Source organism: Leptospira limi (assembly GCF_026151395.1).
Classification (GTDB): Bacteria; Spirochaetota; Leptospiria; order Leptospirales; family Leptospiraceae; genus Leptospira_A; species Leptospira_A limi.
On sequence record NZ_JAMQPV010000002.1, the window covers coordinates 211,289 to 229,330 of the forward strand.

Sequence of the window (18,042 nt, forward strand, 5' to 3'; positions counted from 1 at the left end):
TTAATTCCCTCTCGACTTTAATAATTCAATCATTTTTGGTACTAATTCGTCCACTGGGAGAACAAAATCAATTCCCCCAAGTTCTACAGCCACACGGTTCATTCCATACACAACAGAAGTTGCTTCATTCTGCGCCAAAGTAATACCACCTTTCGCGTGTATGTTGGAAATGGCATGTGATCCATCTTTACCCATACCTGTCATGATCATGGATAATAAATGATCGCCTCCATATGTTTCCACCAAACTATCAAATAATACTTCAATGGAAGGTCTATGTCCATTCACTTGTTCTGAATGTGTAAGCTCTATGAAACGATCTTTTCCTTTTGAAACTACCTTCATTTGGTAGTCACCAGGGGCAATGTAAGCGGTTCCTGCTTGCACCAAATCACCCTGTTCTGCTTCTTTCACATGTATTTTAGACAAAGAATTTAACCTGTCTGCAAAAGCTTTTGTAAATCCTGCTGGCATATGTTGCACAACAAAAATGGGCTTTGCAAAATCAGCTGGAATTCCTGCAAAAACGGTTTGTAACGCTTTTGGTCCCCCCGTGGAGGTTCCAATTCCGATAGCATCTACTTGGATCGGTTTTTGAAAACTTTTATTTAATTGCCGTTCGGTCCGTTCAGGGCGGGAAATGGGCTCCGGACTAACAAGTTTTGAATCCGAAAACCCTTTGATTTTGAGAGATAAAACAGCTGCTATGTCTTCTGGCGAAAACTGATTTCCACTCGAAGGTTTTGGGATAAAATCAACTGCTCCGAGTTCCAGTGCCTTAAAGGTAGCATCGGCACCATGTTGCGTAAGAACCGACAACATGATCACATGGCTCGGAAGTTTTTTCTTTTTGATTTCAGCGAGAGCCGTTAATCCATCCATGATGGGCATCTCGATGTCCAAAACGATAAAATCTGGTTTTAACTTCTCAGCAAGATCGATGCAGTCCATCCCTGTTTTGCCAGTGGCAATCACAGAAACTTCCTCTTTTTTAGTGAGCGCATCACTTAAAATATTTCTCACAAGAAGTGAGTCATCAATGATCACAACGGTCGGTTTTTTGTTCATGATTTATGAATTAACTCAACTAACTCGTCAAAATCAGGTAAAAATACTAAAACACCAATTAGGTTACTGCCTTGGTGGTTAAACTCTGTATGCATCGACAAAAATTTAGTTCTTTCTGGTTTTACAATGTCCACTACTTCCATAAAACTACCAGTGATCATTTCAGGAACAGAAGGTAAAATTTCTTTTTTCAATTTGTTGGAAAGAGAGTTCATAACACTCGAACAAACAATATTGGAAATTTCAGATAATACAGACATCATATCATCTGATAATTTATGATTGCTGCCATCTGCATACTTTGCTTCTTCAGAACCAAGAAGTTCTCTTGCAATTTCGGAACCATTTTCTTCAGAAAACATCATCAGTAAATTTCCGTTTAGATCACCAGTCATACGGATTTTCATTCCAAAAAATTGGTCCATCGAATAACGGAATTCTTTCGCCAAACCATCTCGGTCCGTAAGTTTAATTTCGGGAATGAATAACTCGACTTCTTTACCAACTAACTGAGACAATACAACACCAGCATTCATCATACCCGTGTTAACAATGTTTTCCAATTTTTTTATGTCTTTGGAAGACATGATCTCATTGATAGCTTCATTACTTAGCGAAGCTACTTGATTGAGCCGCTCTTCTTTTTGTTCGACAAAACCTTTAATGATTTCTGCAGCTTGTTCTCTTTCCGTTAGTTTTACATTTTCTATTTTTGCAATATCAGCAAGCCTATGGATCTCATCTGTTTTATGATCCAATACAAGTGTTGAAGTAATGGTTTCGTTTACGGAAGAATGATCTTCGTTCTGCCCATTCACTGTAGTTTCTTTTTTAGTGACTTCTGTTGTGATTTTTTGGTTGGTCACAGGTTCTTCAGTAAACACCTCTTCTTTTGGAACAATGATGTGTTTTTCGATTTTATGTTTTTCTTTTTTGATTCGCGATTTGTCTTTTGCCCGCAACTCAATGAGTTTCGCATTATAACGATTTGTGGGGTGGTTTGATTTGAATATGTATTCAGAATCAGACATTTCAAGGGAACGGATTGTGGATGAACGTTTCATCATCTCACCAGATACAAGTTTATCAGTCCAATCTACTTTATCAGCAGCAATCTCAACAAGCCCAGGAATGTCTAAGACCAAAATGATGGTTCCATCTCCCATGATGGTGGCACCAGTTAACCCTTGTACGTCTTGGAAATTTTTCCCAAGTGATTTGATCACCGTTTCATGTTTTCCAATGAGATCATCGACCATAAAACCAAGTTTCCTTGTTTTGTAGTTCACAATCACAACAGGGACTTCCACCATTTCTTGTTTGTCGGCAAGACCCAAAATTCGATTGAGTCGGTAGATCGGAAGGACTTCCCCTCGTAGGTTGATGATCTCATGCCCTTCGAGTGTTGTGATTTGGTCGAGATTTACTTTGATGGTTTCAGATACTTCAGATAAAGGGAAAGCATACACTTCTTCTTCCATGATCACAAGGATGGATGGAATGATCGCAAGTGCTTGCGGAAAAGACAAGGTAAAGGAAGATCCTTTTCCTTCTTCCGAATGGATGATGATTTTTCCTTTAAACTCTTCAATGAGTTTGTTCACCACATTCATTCCAACTCCACGGCCTGAAATATCGGAAATTCTATCCGCTGTAGAAAAACCTGGAGCAAAAATAAACTGAAAGATGTCAGATTCAGATAGGTTTTGAGAATCGGCTTCCGTAACTAACCCACGTTCGATGGCTTTTTTTAGGATTTTATTTTTATTAAGGCCTTTACCATCATCCCGAATTTCAACAAGGATATTGGATCCGCCTTGGTAAGCATTCAGTTCGACAGTTCCTTCTTCCGATTTACCTGCGAGTTTTCGTTCTTCTGGAGATTCAATTCCATGGTCCACTGAATTTCGGATGAGATGGATGAGTGGTTCTCCAATTGCATCGATAACTTTTTTATCAAGTTCTGTATTTTCACCACGTAAAACTAAATTCACTTGTTTGCCAGTTTCGAGTGACAAATCACGAATCAGCCTAGTGAAACGATTGAATACAGATCCAATCGGAACCATTCGAATGTTCATGATTCCTGTTTGTAGGTCTTTGGAAATACGATTGATTTGGTCGATTTTACCCTTTAGTTCATTGAATAAAGAATCTTCCCCAAACTGTGATACCAAATCATCATAGATTTTTTGGAATCCAGAGTTTGTGATCACAAGCTCACCCACATTGTTCATGAGTTGGTCGAGTTTATCAGAGGATACCTTGATGGTTCGCATCACAACCTTTGAATCGGTTACAGCCTTTTCAAAATTGGCAGATCCTTTCACCACCACCCTTTCTTCTGTGTCGCTCGAAACTGAACTTACTGGATTGTTTACGGCTGGTGTGACTTCGACTTGTTTTTCCAGTGCTTCCATTTCCGTTTGAGGGATTTGGAGTTCCATTACGGAAAGACTATCCACCATATCAATGTTACATTGTGTATATAATTCGTCTTTTGAATATTTAGTAACAGTAATAAATGAAAGTGCGAAACTACCTTGTCCATTATCCAAAGCTTCTTCGGATGGATTACAACGTACAATAACACCAGACTGTTTGACTGACTGTAAAATCAGTAATAACCGAAGGTTTTGCATCGGAGTTTCGTTTTTTAAACGGAGGTCAACTGTAAATGCAGATTGGCCGTCTTCTTCTTTCAGTGCAGTTCTGATTTCAGAAATTTCGTCTTCGGTCAAATTCCCGATGGATGTTTGGTTTCCAAGTTGTCCTTGTTTGGTTCCAGAAGTTGTGACAGCCGATTTAGAGGTATTTCCACCACCAGAGACTGATACTTCATAATCTTGGAGTTTTTGGATCATGTCAGTAAAAGGGGTCTCCACTTTGATACCATTAGCGACACCTTCTATCACTTGTTTGATCAAATCAAAACATTCAAACAGTAAATTTACGAGTTTAACATTAATTTCTAAACTACCTTCTCTAATTTTTTGGAGAAGGTTTTCCATCGTGTGAGCGAGGTCGGATAAATTGTACAATCCAACAAATGCCGATGAACTTTTTAAGGAATGAGCTGCACGAAAGATATCGTTGATGATTTCGGGGTTTTCGTGGTCCTTCTCTAGTTTTACCAAATTGGAATTGAGTTCTTCAATTTGGTCCTCGGACTCTTCCAGGAAAACTTCTGTGTATTCACCTAAAATTCCAGCCAATGTCGTATCCCCTATTCCTTACTTTGTGGCAGAAACAAAATTTACAATTTGTTCCAAATCCAAATTCAAAATCAAATGGTCTTCGTAACGTGATACAGATTCAACCATCTTACTATAGTTTAACGACAAGTCATCAGTTGTATAACTGATAAAATCCTTTTGGATTTTTACAACTTGTTTGACTTCATCGACTAAAACTCCAATTCTTTTTTCATCTAACATAACAACTACGATACGCGAGATGGGATAAATGTCAGAATCAGTATTATGGAATCTTTTTTTCAAATCAACAATTGGGATGATTTCCCCTCTTAAGTTGATCACTCCTAAAATATAATCTTCTACATTAGGAATACGAGTAATTAGAACAGGTTTTAAAATTTCATGAACCAATAGCAATCGGATCCCAAAAAATTCCTTTTCGATCGTAAAGGTAAGAAATTGTTCAAGGTCTCCTAAATCAGACTCTTGTTCCATTTTGGTTTTTTCCGCAAGGGATGTGAGGAGTTTTTCTTGGTCCATATACTACTTGGAATCGTGTCAGAATCCTACGTGGATTCAATCGAAAAAAGAATGAATCTGAAATTCCGTAATCATTTTTCCGACTTTAACATCGTGTTCTTCTACTTGGAATGGGACGGGGAAAAATTTAGAAAAACTAAACCCTATTGTTTTCTTTTGCACCGATTCTTTGTGTAAAATGCGGTCATAATACCCACCACCTCTTCCAAGGCGGAATCCATTTTCATGGTAACCAAGACCTGGTACCAGGATCAAATCCGCTTCCTCTACGGAAATCTCCTCATCTCCGATCGGTTCAAAGATTCCATATGGTCCTTTTTCAAAAGAGAACGGACGAAGGAAACATAATCCTTTGTCTTTGACAACTTTAGGAAAGTACCACTTCGCAGAATGCCTGGATTCAATAAAACTTGTGGGTTTTGGTAAGGGAGATGATTCAATGATGGGCAATACATCCACTTCCCATTGCAAGTCAGGAACATAAGTGATGATTTTGGAGTTTCCCTGCAATAAAGGAAATAGTCTTTTGAGAATCGCTGATTCTAACTCTTCTCGGTCACTCAGTTTTGGGATATTGGTTTTGAGGATCTTCCTTGCGTCTTGTTTGGAAATCAAATTCAAAAATGGTCCCCAATGATTCCCTCTTCCAATAAAGAGATAATTTTTTTCGTACGTTCTTCCAATTCAGGATTTTCATTCACTTTGGCGGTGACATCCCGCATTTGGAATAACTCGTCAGCTAAATTCAGAGCACAAAGTACAGCAATTTTGGTTTTGGATGCATTGGGTAAAACTTTCCCCAATTCCATAAGGCGTGTTTCCACGTAGTCAGCAACTTCAGAAATATACCCTGAAGAAGCTTCTCCTACGATTGTATAAGTTTCACCAAAGATTTGTTTGGTGATTTTATGAGAGTTTTGGGCAGAGTCTGCCATATGGATTATTTAGGATCGTCTTCGATGATGAGAAAATCATCATCATCATCCGCATCAAATACACTAATAGCTTCATCTTCATCATCGATGATGATATCGTCATCCTCATCAATTTCAACAGTTGGAACTTCGTCGTCAGTTTCTACGACGAGTTCTTCTTTTTCAAAGGAAGCAGAGGCAGGAGTTTTTTCTAAAACATCTTCTCCGTGGAATTCCGATTCATCTTCATCCAGTAGGATAATTTCATCATCGTCTTCTGTTGTGAGACTTGGTGTAACCGCAGCTGTCGCTTCTGGTGCCGCCGCAGGTGCAGGTGCATCCACAAGTGGTGCTTTAGGTGTGGAACTACCTGTAGTCGGTAGGCCATCTAATCTTCCAAGGAGTTGGTGGACTTTGGATTCAAGTAAACCTTCTCTTTCTTTGAGTTGGTTTAATTCGTCCGTCGCGTCTTGGAGTTGAGAACGAAGTGTTTTTAATTCGCGCTCTTTTTCCTCCATTGCGAGCTTCATTTGGTCATTTTCCGCGCGGAGGGATTCGTTTTCCGTCTCTAGGCGTGCATTTTCTGTTCTTAGGTCCTGGATGAGCTCAAGGGCCTTAACAACTTTACTTTCTAGCTCTTCAATGGTTTCGATTTTTAACATGATAACAATCCGATGGAATAGAATAGACGAGCTATTCCATTCCTATCAAGCACTAATTTACTTAGCGACTTTGGTTTTTTCGACGATGGCGTTGAATACTTCTTTGTGGTTGTAAGCAAGATCAGCCAATGTCTTACGGTCTAAGTTGATGCCTTGTGTTTTGAGGGCATGGATGAATTTTGAATAAGACATTCCATTTTCTCTAACTGCAGCATTAATGCGCGTAATCCAAAGTTTACGAAATTCGGACTTTTTCTTTCTACGGTCACGGTATGCCCATTGACCTGCTTTCATCACAGCTGATTTTGCTGTTCTGAAAAGTTTAGAACGTCCACCTCTAAAACCTTTTGCTTTCGCAAGTAGTTTCTTTCTACGATTCTTATGAATGGTTCCGTTGACTGCGCGTGGCATCGTTTAACCTCCGTAAGGTAGAAGTTTTTCTACACGGTTATAGTCGGTTTCATGGATGAGGTGCATTCCACGGCTTTGGTGTTTCATCTTAGGAGATTTTTTCTCTAAGATATGTCTTCGGAACGCACAACCACGTTTGATTTTACCAGATTTGGTAAACTTAAAACGTTTGGCTGCTGCCCTATTTGTCTTCAGCTTATACATAGTTTTTTATCCTTTAGGTTTTTCACTAAGTGGGTTCATCACGACAACTATCGTCTTTCCGTCGTGTACCGGCATTTTTTCGGGAGAGGCATGCTCTTTTAGGTCCTCGACAAACCGGTTAACAATATTCATTCCAATTTCAGAGTGAACCATCTCTCTGCCTCGGAATCGAAGTGTCACTTTTACCTTATCACCCTTTTGCAAGAATTCTAAAGCATGACGCTTCTTAATCTCGAAGTCATGGTTATCAATCCGCGGGCGGATTTTGATTTCTTTAACCGTGACTACGTGTTGTTTCTTTTTCGCTTCTTTCGTTTTTTTAAGAAGTTCGAATTTGTATTTCCCAAAATCGATCAACTTACAGACGTGAACATCCTGGTCTCCCGAGACTTCCACCAAATCAAGGTTAGCTTCCTTTGCTCTTCTGAGCGCTTCTTCCAGAGTAACGATATCAGATCCTTCGTCACTGACGAGTCGAATCGATGCTACATTGGTAATTTGTTCGTTAATTCTGATGTGGGCGAATTTATCTTGGTTTGGGTTCCCTCTAGGGTTGGGCCGTTTCTGCATTCAGTCTCCGAAATTTCTTTCAATTTCCAATTTCGGATGAAAAACTAGGCACGCAAGTACATTTCTTTGCAAATGCCGATGTTCAGGGGTTAAAGCGTTCCAGAAGGCCCTTCCCACACCACATATTCGATGGAAAGGGATTCTTTTTGGAGGATTCCAGGTAAAATGGGGACAAGGGAAAGGTATTCCCCATGGTTTCCCATTCCCATACAAGATCCTCCATGGCAAATCCGACCGGACTCATCATACAGGACATATTGAATGAGATTGTCATACTTTCGGTCACTCGGAATCGGATTGGTGGAAGGAACAATTGCTAGATAATGAAACCCTTGGTTTTCCTTTCGTTCCAATCGGAATCGAAGTTTATTTTCTTTGGTGAGTGGTTCAGTAGCATACAAAAGTTCCCCTTTGCCCGGGTTCCATTTTTGGAAACAGTAAGTACCGACCACATGTTCGGCGCGTTTCCATTCTCGTTTGGATTCCTTTTTCATAGGTCTTGAAGAACCAATGGGTAGTGGAGTTTCGATTCTTTCGTTTGTATCACAACCGGAGATGGTAATCCGTAAACAGACGCGAGAAATTTCAGAAATGGAAAAAGGAAATCGGCTCCATAAACCAGGGACATCGTAACGTTCCCAAGGTTGGATACAGTGTTCGGAAGTTTGGCAAGACAATAAACGATCAGAAACATCGTAAAAAGCAGCGACTACATACAATGAAACGGCTTTGTTCCCTAAATTTTGTCCCCCAGTGATGACAATGTTTGGACAATCAAAGGAAACATCTTTCCCCATTCCATCCACAAATTGCATATGACTCACCTTCCACCCGAGAGTAACACCATCCGCAATGGGAAGGTTTATCATGGGGATAGCATCATACGCATCACAGACGTCATACGGTGGGTGTATCGGAAGGTCCAGATAAAGTGTAACTGGTTCTTTCGATGTAGATATGATTTGACTCTTGAACACTGGTAGGAACCATATGTACCCACCAGTGTTAGTCAAGAAATTTCTTTAGTTCAGCTCCCCTTTGAGGAGAGAGAGGAAACCATCACGAGAAACTGTTTCTGTTTTTTCATCACCCATACGACGGAAAGAGATACTTCCTGCTTCTTTTTCTTTATCCCCAAGGATGAGTGTATAACTGCACCGTTTCATGATGGAATCCCTAATTTTACTTCCAATTTTTTCATTCCGAACATCGAGTTCGACTCGAAATCCATGCATTACCAAATCTTGATATACTTCTTTCGCATAATCACTATGAGTTTCTGCCACAGTTAAGACACGAATTTGGATTGGATTTAACCAAAGTGGAAATTTTCCTTCGAAGTGTTCGATGAGAATTCCAATAAAACGTTCGAGGGACCCGTAAATGGCTCTATGGATCATGACAGGTGCATGTTTTTTTCCATCCGACGCTGTGAAATCTAATTCAAAACGGTTTGGCATGGAGAAGTCAATTTGAACGGTTCCACATTGCCATAACCTACCAAGTGAGTCTTTGATATTGAACTCAATCTTTGGCCCGTAGAATGCCCCGTCTCCTTCTTTGATCCCGTATTCGATTCCTTTTTTCTTTAATGCATCATGTAATGCTTGTGTGGCGAGGTTCCAATCTTCATCACTTCCTTGTGATTTTTCAGGTCTTGTCGCAATGAAAGTTTTGAATTCGGTAAACCCAAATTTTTTGTACACATCAAAGGTAAAATCAATGATGTCTTCGACTTCGGATTCTACTTTTTCCAATGGAGCATAGATATGAGCATCATCTTGTGTAAACGCACGAACACGGAAAAGCCCGTGAAGAACTCCCGACATTTCATGCCTATGTACATTCCCGAGTTCCATAAACCGAAGGGGTAATTCCCGATACGAGTGCATATGGTATTTGTAAATCAAACAACAACCAGGACAGTTCATCGGTTTGACGGCAAACTCACTTTCATCGATGTCAGTGAAATACATATTCTCTTTAAAATTATCCCAGTGACCTGACTTTTTCCAAAGGGAAGAATTTAAAATCGCAGGAGTTTTGATTTCTTGGTAACCACGTCTAAAACATTCTTCACGGATGTAAGAAGCAAGAGTGTTCCAAAGAACAGTACCTTTCGGATGCCAAAACGGAAACCCAGGTGCTTCGTCTTGGAAACTAAAAAGATCCAGTTCCTTCCCAAGTTTTCTGTGGTCCCTTTTTTTGGCTTCTTCAATGAGAAAGATATATTCATCTAACTGTTTTTTGGTGGGAAAAGACACTCCATAAATACGAGTGAGTTGTTTATTTTTGGAATCACCCTTCCAATACGCACCCGAAATCGCAGTGAGTTTGAAGGCTTTTAGTTGGCCAGTGCGTGCCACGTGAGGTCCACGGCATAAGTCATACCATTCCCCTTGACCGTATAACGAAACAGAGGCGGCTTCAAATCCTTGGATGAGTTCTACTTTATAAGGTTCGTTTTCTTTTTTAAATTTTTCAATGGCTTCTTCTTTGGAAAGTTCCCAACGTTTGACAGTGAGGTCTTCCTTGACAATTTTTCCCATCTCCACTTCGATTTTTGGTAGGTCATCCACAGTGATGATGGTTTCACCAAAATCGATGTCGTAAAAGAAAAACCCTGGACCATTCTCGATGACAGGACCCACAGTGAGTCTTGCATGAGGCCATATTCGTTGGACAGCCATCCCTAGTAAGTGGGCAGAGGAATGGTGGAAAACTTCTTTTCCATCTTTGTCATCAAAGGTGAGAAATTTGACACTCGTGTTTTCGGTAGGAACAAAAGATAAATCAACAGTCCGTCCATCGGACAAGACAACGGCAAGAGCTTTCTCTTTTAAGAAAGGCAGTTGGTTTTGGACAAAATCAGAAAATGACTTTCCGGATTCGAGTTCCTTGGAACTTCCATCGGGTAATGTAATCGTAAGTGCTGCCATAAGTGTAATCCCAGTTTTCGCACGCTCATTCTCCCGAAAAGTAAAGTTTTACCAGAGTTTTCCTGTTTCGAGAGATTCTGTTAGTTTCACAAAACTTTCTTCGACTGACTCCTTACGGCCAAAACCACCCTCTCGTTCCAGATCAATAAATCCATGTACGAGAGAACGAATGATCCGAATTCGATGGACCACTTCTTTGTCTAAAGTTTCGAATTGGAATGCAAACAAACAGAGTTGTAAAATTCGATCTCCCAGTAATTTGAGTTCTGGATCCGATTCGGTAGAAACGATGACAAGTGGGTACATATGAGGGAATTCTTTTGCAAAACTTCGATAGGATTTTAAAAAGTTTGGAATCCGTTCTTTAATGGAATCGGTTTTTTTTAAGTTTCCTTCTAATCTGTCACCTAATAATTGCAAGGCCCTCTTTTTGATCTCTCCAAATATATCTTCGGTGTCTTTTACATGGTTATAAAGCGAAGGTGTTCGAATGCCAAGTGCCTCTGCAACAGTTGCCAAACGAAATTCGGAAAAACCCACGTTTTGAATGGTTTCCCATGCTAAATCCAAAATCAAACTACGACTGATTTGGGTTTGGCCTTTTTTGGGTCTTCCGATTTTGTTTTTTATTTTTTTTGCCATAATGATTTTATATCTGAATAAAAACGATTGGGTTCTTCTACAAACGGATAATGCCCAACATTTTCATAAAGATAAACCGTTCCACCAATGGTATCCCGTATCCAATTTGTTTCCTCTTCCGGATTTGAAAAATCAGGATCCTTTAATCCCATGATGATGATATGATTCCCTTTTACATGGACAAGCTCATTTTCACATTCTTCTTTTGGTGCAAATAACATAGAACGAAGTGCGGCCATCCTCCCTTCTTCTTTTAGATTTTCTTTGAGTTTTTCCTTACGTGTTTCCAAATCTTTTGGTGGTTGGATCGGAAAAAGTGATTCATAAAATTTGACCCAGGCACTTGGGCCCCAAGGGCCACGAAAGGCAATTTGCAGTATTGATTTTAATCCCCAGGAAATAGGTTCTTTGTCTCTAACAAAAGGTCCTGATAAAACCATTCCTAACACTCGTTTTTTCTCTTTCGACTGGATGTAAACAGCAGATGCCGCTGTCATCGAATTAGCAATGATGTAAACATTTTGCAGATTATTTCTCTGAATGAAGGAGAGAATGTCCATCGCGGTTTCCTTCGGCCCATAGGAAGAAAAACTAACATCTGATTCACCCATACCTCGCAAATCAAAGGCATATACGTTCCCATCATTTTTTAATAAATGGACCAAATCAGAATAACTTTCCTTTCGATCACCTATCCCAGGTAATAAGATAAAATTCTGTTTGCCTGATCCAGACTTTGTATAGGCAATTTTTCCTTCTTCTAATGGGAAATAAGAAGTGATCAATTTCTCGTTGTTTTGGAAATCTTCTGCCCAAAGGCATAATGGGAAGAGAATGGGTAATAAAATGGGGAAATAGTGGTAGAGAAATTTCATAAAACTAATATAATTAGTTTATTTAACTAATGCAATTAGTTTTTTATCAGTTTTTCCAATTTTGGTCTTCGGTTGTTTCAATTTTGGTCAAAAACAAGAATTCTTACTTTCTCCAGCTACAAAAAACACGTATTTTAATCCATTCTCCTGATACTTGGATTTAAAACTTTGCAGATCATATTTTACGACAAAGAAACCACCCGTTTAAAATCAGAAAAAAAGGGACAACCATCTTAGAAACTGCACTCAAACATGATTATCCGTTGTATCATTTATGTGGTGGGAGTGCGAAGGATCATTCACGATAATAAAGATTTAAAAACAGTCAGAAGTGAGTCGAAGTCTTCCAAAACCGGCGAAGAATGTTTTGCCGTGATTTTGTATGCGAAAGAGAACCAAAATCTCAAAACAGAAACAACGTAATCAGCCATCCGTGCTTGTTTGCGAATGTTTGATCAATTAAAAAAGTTCAATACTGAGATGAAAGATCGTTTTAATTTTACATTTGCTATTGGTTAGGACTCCATACAGGGAATGTCATCTATGGAGATATTGGCCATTCTGAGTTTAAGAGCCAAACTGTTTTGGGTGATGTGGTGAATGTGGCAAGTAGGCTCGAAGCATTAAATAAAAAAGTGAATCTTGAAAATTCCAATGGAACAACCGACGAAGGAGATTTGGTTCCATTACATCAAATTTTAGAATCGATTATAGATAAACTAAATAACCCGAAGTCCTTAAAAAAAGAAATTTTGAAATTAGCGAACCAATACCAAAAGTTATCAATTCCGAGAGAAATCTTCTCCAAACTTGTTTCTGTATATTTAAATACATTGGAAGAATCTTCTTCCGATTTGTGGAACCATGAGATTTCTTTGGTCTCAAAAGAAGTTTGGACCGATACCACCATCCAATTAATAGAATCTTAAAATAAACCTTGCAATCCAATGAATTTTGATTCAAATGAAATCAAAATTCATTCATGCTGACAAAACCTAACAAACCATCCATTACCAAACATTTACTTCGATTCATTTCTCAATTGTTTCACTCTAAGCAAGGGCCCGCAGCCATCCGATATAGTATTTTTTTACTCCTTCTTGTCATAACATTCAATGGATTTAATGTTCTCAATAGTTTTGTAGGGAGAGATTTTATTTCAGCATTGGAACAAAAAAACTCTAAGTCTTTTTTTCATTATGCTTTGTTGTATGGAATTGTTTTTATCATTTCATCTGCGATAGGAGGTATTTATCGATTTATCGAAGAAAGACTAGGTGTATTATGGAGAGAGCAGTTAACTTGGAGATTTACAGAATCATACTTAAGTGAAAAAACTTACCATTCGATTCTAAACAAAAAAGGAATCGAAAATCCTGACCAAAGGATTACTGATGATGTAAAAGCCTTCACTACCACTACTTTGTCTTTTATCTTACTTTTTTTAGGAGGAGTTTTCTCTGCGGTTTCATTTGCAGGTGTACTTTGGAGTATCAATCCAATACTATTTTTTGTTGCTATATTGTATGCGATGATCGGAACCATTTCGACAATACTTTTAGGTAAAGATCTGATACGAATCAACTACAACCAACTCGATTTAGAAGCCAATTACCGGTCTGATTTACTTCATATCAAACAACATGCAGAGTCCATTGCCCTAACCCATCGTGAATTACGAATGTCCGTTCGCTTAAAATCAAAACTGAAAAAACTAGTGACAAACTTTAAAAAGTTGATCTCTGTCAATTTACGATTAAGTCTTTTTACCAATAGTTATAATTATTTCATTCAAATCATACCAATGTTACTCATTGCACCAAGTTATATGCGAGGAGAAATTCAATTTGGCGTGATTACACAGGCAGGACTTGCATTTACAACATTATTGAATGCATTTTCTCTAATCGTGACTCAATTCCAATCAATTTCTTCCTTTAGCGCTGTGGTAAAACGTTTACAATCTTTAGATACAGCAATGGAAGAATCGATTAAAACTGTAAAACAAAAAGAACAAGATAATTTCCATTTAGACGAGATCATCTTTGATCAATTTAGTCTGTATGCAAATGACAAATCCAAATATCTCATCCAAAACCTGAACCTTAAAATCAGAAGAAAGGAACGTTGGCTCATAACGGCAATTGATGAAACCACTAAACTAATTCTTTTTAGAACCTTAGCGGGGCTAAACAATGAAAACGAAGGACGAATCTTAAAACCAAACCGTGACGAAGTATTATTTTTACCAGAACAACCCTACCTTCCACCTGGAAGGTTACGAAATGTCATTGTTCCTGCATTTCTAGGAAGTTCAATTCCAGACTCACAGGTTATGAAAGAATTAAAATACCATGGTTTAGATACACTTGTCAAACGACTAGGTGGATTATCGGCACTCAAGGAATGGGACGACGAACTCTCATTAGCCGAAAAATTCAAAGTATCAACAATCAGAATCCAATTTGCAAAACCCAAGTTTGTTGTCATCGATAGACCAACATCCAGTGTCGGAAAATTCGAAGTTTCAAAAGTATTAAAGAATTTTCATTCTCTCGGTATCACTACCATCATATTAGCAAAAGGGGAAGAAACTGCACTTGAATATGATTACCACTTAAACTTCGGCCATTTTGGTAAATGGACATTGAATCCAATGAGTCCATTCTTAAAGGAAAATTGATGTATTTACTCCAAAACAAATCGGGACTCAAAATTCAAATTTTATCCAATCTTTCCTTCCATTCTATTTTTTTTAATAACATATTCGTAAATTTGTATTTGGGAAATGAATTAGAAACAAGCCTTACCAATCTTACGATCGAATATAAAAAAAAATCTCACACATTTACATTACCTTTATTTTCTCCTTTGGGATCCCCCGTTATCAAAACATCCGAAAACACAATTACCATCCAAAGAAACATTGATGGTTTGCAATTCATCACAAAACTTCAATTACACAAAAATCTTAGCTGTTGGAGAGTGTATTCAAATGTAACAAACCAAAGTAATGATACAGTGACAGTTCGTTTAGTGAATACATTGGATCTGGGTCTTTGTGATTATTCTGCGGCAAGACTCAATGAAGCTTTTGTTTCACAATACATCCACCATGAAGTCTATCTTACGAAAGAATTTGGTATTTCCATTCTTTCGAGACAGAATGAATCTGTGTTCGGAAAAAACCCAGCCTGTCTTACATTTTCGGATCAAACTATCAGGTCTTATGCGACAGATGGTAAGGATATTTTCCACCAAGGTAAATTGTCTGAGTTTCCCAACCGAAGACTCCAGGGAGAACATTCGATGGTGGGACTTAGAACAGAAGGGATAGAGGTAAAACCTAACCAATCATTTGGTTGCCATTTTTATTCTTTCCTCTTTGAAAACTTGGAAACCATTGAGCAGTCACCTTCTATCTCCGATACAATCAAACTCTGCCAACATGGTTGGGAGGCAAATGATTCTGAATTAGCGAAAGGAAGAGAAACAAACATTAGTTTGTTTCATCAAGGAGAAAGTATAGAGGGTGGACCTATCTCTAAGAGCCAATTAAAAGAACTATTTCCGAATCCTTGGCGGAACATTGAATTCAGCCAAGAAGGAACTTTGCTTTCTTTTTTTACCGAACAATCAAAACATGTGACACTCAGAGAAAAAGAAATCCATTGCCTAAGACCACAAGGACAAATCCTTCGAACAGGTAATGAGTTTGTACCAAAAGAATCATCCCTGACTGCCACTTGTTATTTTAATGGTATCTTTATTTCCCAACTCACACAAGGTCATACGAGTTTAAACCTTTTTTTATCACGAAAAACAGGTGACTTAGGAACGAGTAACTCCAAAGGACTTCGTATTTTTTGTAAGGTAAATTCTGTTTGGAAAAAATTGGGAAATCCATCCTACCAATCATACCTTCCCGATGTTGTAGAATGGGTGTATCTTCTCGAGGAAAATACAATTAGAATCCAAGTGAAATCAAACCTTGATGATTCACTTTCAGTATCATTTTTGAATTCGATTGGTTCTCCATTGGAAGTTTTGTTTTCCTTTTCTACGGGACTTGACGGCGAAAACGGAGACTTACCAATTCCACCGAACATTGTCATAGAGAACGAATCCATATTAATCATTCCCAACCAAAAGAGTTCCCTCTTTGAACGATTGGATGGGAAAGGATTTCGAATTCATTCGGATCAGATAAATCAATTTTTAGTTTCAGATGATCGTTTGTTATTGGAAAAGGGAAAGTCAATTGGTTTGCCTTATCTCACAATCAAAACAGAAATCCATTCCGAACTAACGTTGCAAATTTACGGAGAATTGAATGTTGAAAAAAAGGATGTAAGCCCTTCCCTAACAAAAAGAGAAAATGGGATCGAATACCAATCCCTTCTGAATTCAGCAATAACACTCAAAAATGCAGAACTTTTAGAGATGATTGATATCTTACCTTGGTTCAAACAAAATGCTGAAATTCATTTTTTAAATCCAAGGGGATTAGAACAATTTTCTGGCGGTGGATGGGGGACTAGAGATGTATGCCAAGGAGCCTTTGAATTCCTTTTATCATCTGGAAATTTTTCCGTCATACGTGAATTACTCATCCATGTCTTCAGCGAACAAAATGAAAACGGAGATTGGCCACAATGGTTTATGTTATATGGAAGGGACAAACATATTAGAGCCAATGATTCCCATGGGGACATACTCTATTGGCCTATCATTTGTATTTTAACCTATTTAGAAAGAAGTAATGACAGGTCCATATTGGATGAATTTACGACAAACCCAACAAGAACTTCCAAACGAAGTATTTTAGAGGGAATTGAAATTACTTTACTCGAAATCAAAAATCGATTCATCGAGAATACAATTTTACCTAAATACGGAAATGGTGATTGGAATGATTCGATGCAACCAAAAGAACCATCCTTTCAATCCCATGCTGTGAGTACATGGACTGCGGAACTACAAACTCAACTCTATCAAAAACTCATCTGGTTTTATGATTGGATCGGAAATGAAACCAAAAAATCAGAATACCAAACCTTATTTCATACTCTAACAAAACAGATCCATTCTGAATGTATGGAAAATCATACCATTGCAGGACTGGTTCAATTTTTCCCAAATAAAAAGAATATCGTATATTTACATCCCAAAGATATTATAACAAAAATTCAGTACAGTATCCTTCCCATGATTTACGGAATCCTTTCCAATGTTTTCACATCGGAAGAAGCAGAATATCATTTAAAGATCATCAAACAACACTTAACTGGTCCCGATGGAGTTCGTTTATTCAATAAGCCAGTTCCATACCAAAAAGGGAAGTCTACCTTTTTCAAAAGGGCAGAAACAGCCAGTTACTTTGGAAGGGAAATTGGACTCATGTACACACATGCTCATCTGCGGTATTGTGAAGCACTTGCTTATATGGGAAAATCAAATGAATTTTTCACACAATTGAATCTAACAAACCCAATCGGTATCAATAAACGGATTCCCCAAAGTCGGATCAGGCAATCTAATTGTTATTACTCGAGCTCGGATGCATTTTTTTTGGATAGAGAGGATGCAGAAAAAAATTACGAAATGTTATGGAAAGGAGATATCCAACTCGAAGGAGGTTGGAGGGTTTATTCCAGTGGTCCTGGAATCTTTTTAAAATTATTTTATGAGTCGCTGCTTGGGATCCAATGTTTCCATGATGGAATTATTTTTGATCCCATGATGCCTAAAGATTTCAACGGGCTTAAAATCAACTTCGATCGATTTGATACAAAATTCGAAGCCATATACAATATACAGCCTGAGAATGGATGTATCCATTCCATTCAATTCAATGGTGTTAACATTCCTTTGGAACGACTATCTAATCCATATCGATTGGGGGGATTCAAAGTGAATCAAGAAATGATTCTAAAGTATAAAAAGGAAGGAATCAATACTTTCGTGATACGAATCGAGTAAAAAACGTATGAGTGAATCTTTCACACCCATACGTTTTC

At 38.2% G+C, this 18,042-nt stretch carries 17 protein-coding genes; 4 read left to right on the forward strand and 13 right to left on the reverse strand.

Going from position 1 to position 18,042, the window contains the following annotated elements; all coding sequences use genetic code 11:
* The 13 genes from ND812_RS14565 to ND812_RS14625 all read right to left on the reverse strand — a co-directional run bounded on the left by ND812_RS14565 (position 1) and on the right by ND812_RS14625 (position 12,022).
* Positions 1 to 1,068 (reverse strand): protein-glutamate methylesterase/protein-glutamine glutaminase, encoded by a 1,068-nt coding sequence (locus ND812_RS14565; protein ID WP_265357377.1) that lies wholly within the window; start codon positions 1,066 to 1,068, stop codon positions 1 to 3.
* Positions 1,065 to 4,283 carry a chemotaxis protein CheW gene (locus tag ND812_RS14570; protein ID WP_265376116.1) on the reverse strand — a complete coding sequence of 1,073 codons (3,219 nt, stop codon included), beginning with the start codon at positions 4,281 to 4,283 and terminating at the stop codon, positions 1,065 to 1,067. The genes ND812_RS14565 and ND812_RS14570 overlap by 4 nt, the downstream gene beginning before the upstream one ends.
* Before the next feature lie 18 nt (positions 4,284 to 4,301).
* Positions 4,302 to 4,805: a chemotaxis protein CheW gene (locus ND812_RS14575; RefSeq protein ID WP_407658563.1), complete on the reverse strand. Its 504-nt coding sequence runs from the start codon at positions 4,803 to 4,805 to the stop codon at positions 4,302 to 4,304.
* Positions 4,806 to 4,841: 36 nt separating this feature from the next.
* Positions 4,842 to 5,426, reverse strand: coding sequence for a 5-formyltetrahydrofolate cyclo-ligase (locus ND812_RS14580; RefSeq protein ID WP_265376117.1), 585 nt, complete (start codon positions 5,424 to 5,426; stop codon positions 4,842 to 4,844).
* Complete coding sequence (locus ND812_RS14585) at positions 5,423 to 5,740, reverse strand: cell division protein ZapA (protein ID WP_265376118.1); 318 nt, start codon at positions 5,738 to 5,740, stop codon at positions 5,423 to 5,425. The genes ND812_RS14580 and ND812_RS14585 overlap by 4 nt, the downstream gene beginning before the upstream one ends.
* Positions 5,741 to 5,745: 5 nt before the next feature.
* Positions 5,746 to 6,381, reverse strand: a complete 636-nt coding sequence (locus ND812_RS14590; protein WP_265376119.1) for a hypothetical protein — start codon at positions 6,379 to 6,381, stop codon at positions 5,746 to 5,748.
* A 57-nt stretch (positions 6,382 to 6,438) separates the two neighbouring features.
* Complete coding sequence (gene rplT, locus ND812_RS14595; protein WP_100727433.1) at positions 6,439 to 6,792, reverse strand: 50S ribosomal protein L20; 354 nt, start codon at positions 6,790 to 6,792, stop codon at positions 6,439 to 6,441.
* Between the two features lie 3 nt (positions 6,793 to 6,795).
* Complete coding sequence (gene rpmI, locus ND812_RS14600) at positions 6,796 to 6,996, reverse strand: 50S ribosomal protein L35 (protein ID WP_002988170.1); 201 nt, start codon at positions 6,994 to 6,996, stop codon at positions 6,796 to 6,798.
* 6 nt (positions 6,997 to 7,002) lie between these two features.
* Positions 7,003 to 7,566: a translation initiation factor IF-3 gene (gene infC, locus ND812_RS14605; protein ID WP_108958836.1), complete on the reverse strand. Its 564-nt coding sequence runs from the start codon at positions 7,564 to 7,566 to the stop codon at positions 7,003 to 7,005.
* Between the two features lie 89 nt (positions 7,567 to 7,655).
* Positions 7,656 to 8,543, reverse strand: coding sequence for a hypothetical protein (locus ND812_RS14610; protein ID WP_265376120.1), 888 nt, complete (start codon positions 8,541 to 8,543; stop codon positions 7,656 to 7,658).
* 45 nt (positions 8,544 to 8,588) lie between these two features.
* Positions 8,589 to 10,505, reverse strand: a complete 1,917-nt coding sequence (thrS, locus tag ND812_RS14615) for a threonine--tRNA ligase (protein WP_265376121.1) — start codon at positions 10,503 to 10,505, stop codon at positions 8,589 to 8,591.
* A 48-nt stretch (positions 10,506 to 10,553) separates the two neighbouring features.
* On the reverse strand, positions 10,554 to 11,147 hold the full coding sequence (locus ND812_RS14620; RefSeq protein WP_265376122.1) for a TetR/AcrR family transcriptional regulator: 594 nt from the start codon (positions 11,145 to 11,147) through the stop codon (positions 10,554 to 10,556).
* Positions 11,132 to 12,022 (reverse strand): alpha/beta fold hydrolase, encoded by an 891-nt coding sequence (locus ND812_RS14625; RefSeq protein ID WP_265376123.1) that lies wholly within the window; start codon positions 12,020 to 12,022, stop codon positions 11,132 to 11,134. Before ND812_RS14625 ends, ND812_RS14620 begins: the two co-directional genes overlap by 16 nt.
* Positions 12,023 to 12,274: 252 nt before the next feature.
* Here ND812_RS14625 and ND812_RS14630 point away from each other — a divergent pair, with 252 nt between their 5' ends.
* The 4 genes from ND812_RS14630 to ND812_RS14645 all read left to right on the forward strand — a co-directional run bounded on the left by ND812_RS14630 (position 12,275) and on the right by ND812_RS14645 (position 18,004).
* Positions 12,275 to 12,445, forward strand: coding sequence for a hypothetical protein (locus ND812_RS14630; protein ID WP_265376124.1), 171 nt, complete (start codon positions 12,275 to 12,277; stop codon positions 12,443 to 12,445).
* A gap of 173 nt (positions 12,446 to 12,618) precedes the next feature.
* Positions 12,619 to 12,951 carry a globin gene (locus tag ND812_RS14635; protein ID WP_407658564.1) on the forward strand — a complete coding sequence of 111 codons (333 nt, stop codon included), beginning with the start codon at positions 12,619 to 12,621 and terminating at the stop codon, positions 12,949 to 12,951.
* A 53-nt stretch (positions 12,952 to 13,004) separates the two neighbouring features.
* Entirely contained in the window at positions 13,005 to 14,705 is a 1,701-nt protein-coding gene (locus ND812_RS14640) for an ABC transporter ATP-binding protein/permease (protein WP_265376125.1), read from the forward strand.
* Positions 14,663 to 18,004 carry a GH36-type glycosyl hydrolase domain-containing protein gene (locus ND812_RS14645; RefSeq protein WP_265376126.1) on the forward strand — a complete coding sequence of 1,114 codons (3,342 nt, stop codon included), beginning with the start codon at positions 14,663 to 14,665 and terminating at the stop codon, positions 18,002 to 18,004. The genes ND812_RS14640 and ND812_RS14645 overlap by 43 nt, the downstream gene beginning before the upstream one ends.
* Positions 18,005 to 18,042 lie beyond the last annotated feature (38 nt).

Excerpts from the sequence above, each read along its gene's own strand:
- ND812_RS14625 (WP_265376123.1), bottom strand. The coding sequence starts at position 12,022 with ATGAAATTTCTCTACCACTATTTCCCCATTTTATTACCCATTCTCTTC.
- ND812_RS14590 (WP_265376119.1), bottom strand. The coding sequence starts at position 6,381 with ATGTTAAAAATCGAAACCATTGAAGAGCTAGAAAGTAAAGTTGTTAAG.
- ND812_RS14640 (WP_265376125.1), top strand. The coding sequence starts at position 13,005 with ATGCTGACAAAACCTAACAAACCATCCATTACCAAACATTTACTTCGA.
- ND812_RS14575 (WP_407658563.1), bottom strand. The coding sequence starts at position 4,805 with ATGGACCAAGAAAAACTCCTCACATCCCTTGCGGAAAAAACCAAAATG.
- rpmI (WP_002988170.1), bottom strand. The coding sequence starts at position 6,996 with ATGTATAAGCTGAAGACAAATAGGGCAGCAGCCAAACGTTTTAAGTTT.
- infC (WP_108958836.1), bottom strand. The coding sequence starts at position 7,566 with ATGCAGAAACGGCCCAACCCTAGAGGGAACCCAAACCAAGATAAATTC.
- ND812_RS14585 (WP_265376118.1), bottom strand. The coding sequence starts at position 5,740 with ATGGCAGACTCTGCCCAAAACTCTCATAAAATCACCAAACAAATCTTT.
- ND812_RS14630 (WP_265376124.1), top strand. The coding sequence starts at position 12,275 with ATGATTATCCGTTGTATCATTTATGTGGTGGGAGTGCGAAGGATCATT.
- ND812_RS14565 (WP_265357377.1), bottom strand. The coding sequence starts at position 1,068 with ATGAACAAAAAACCGACCGTTGTGATCATTGATGACTCACTTCTTGTG.
- thrS (WP_265376121.1), bottom strand. The coding sequence starts at position 10,505 with ATGGCAGCACTTACGATTACATTACCCGATGGAAGTTCCAAGGAACTC.
- ND812_RS14645 (WP_265376126.1), top strand. The coding sequence starts at position 14,663 with ATGGACATTGAATCCAATGAGTCCATTCTTAAAGGAAAATTGATGTAT.
- ND812_RS14620 (WP_265376122.1), bottom strand. The coding sequence starts at position 11,147 with ATGGCAAAAAAAATAAAAAACAAAATCGGAAGACCCAAAAAAGGCCAA.
- rplT (WP_100727433.1), bottom strand. The coding sequence starts at position 6,792 with ATGCCACGCGCAGTCAACGGAACCATTCATAAGAATCGTAGAAAGAAA.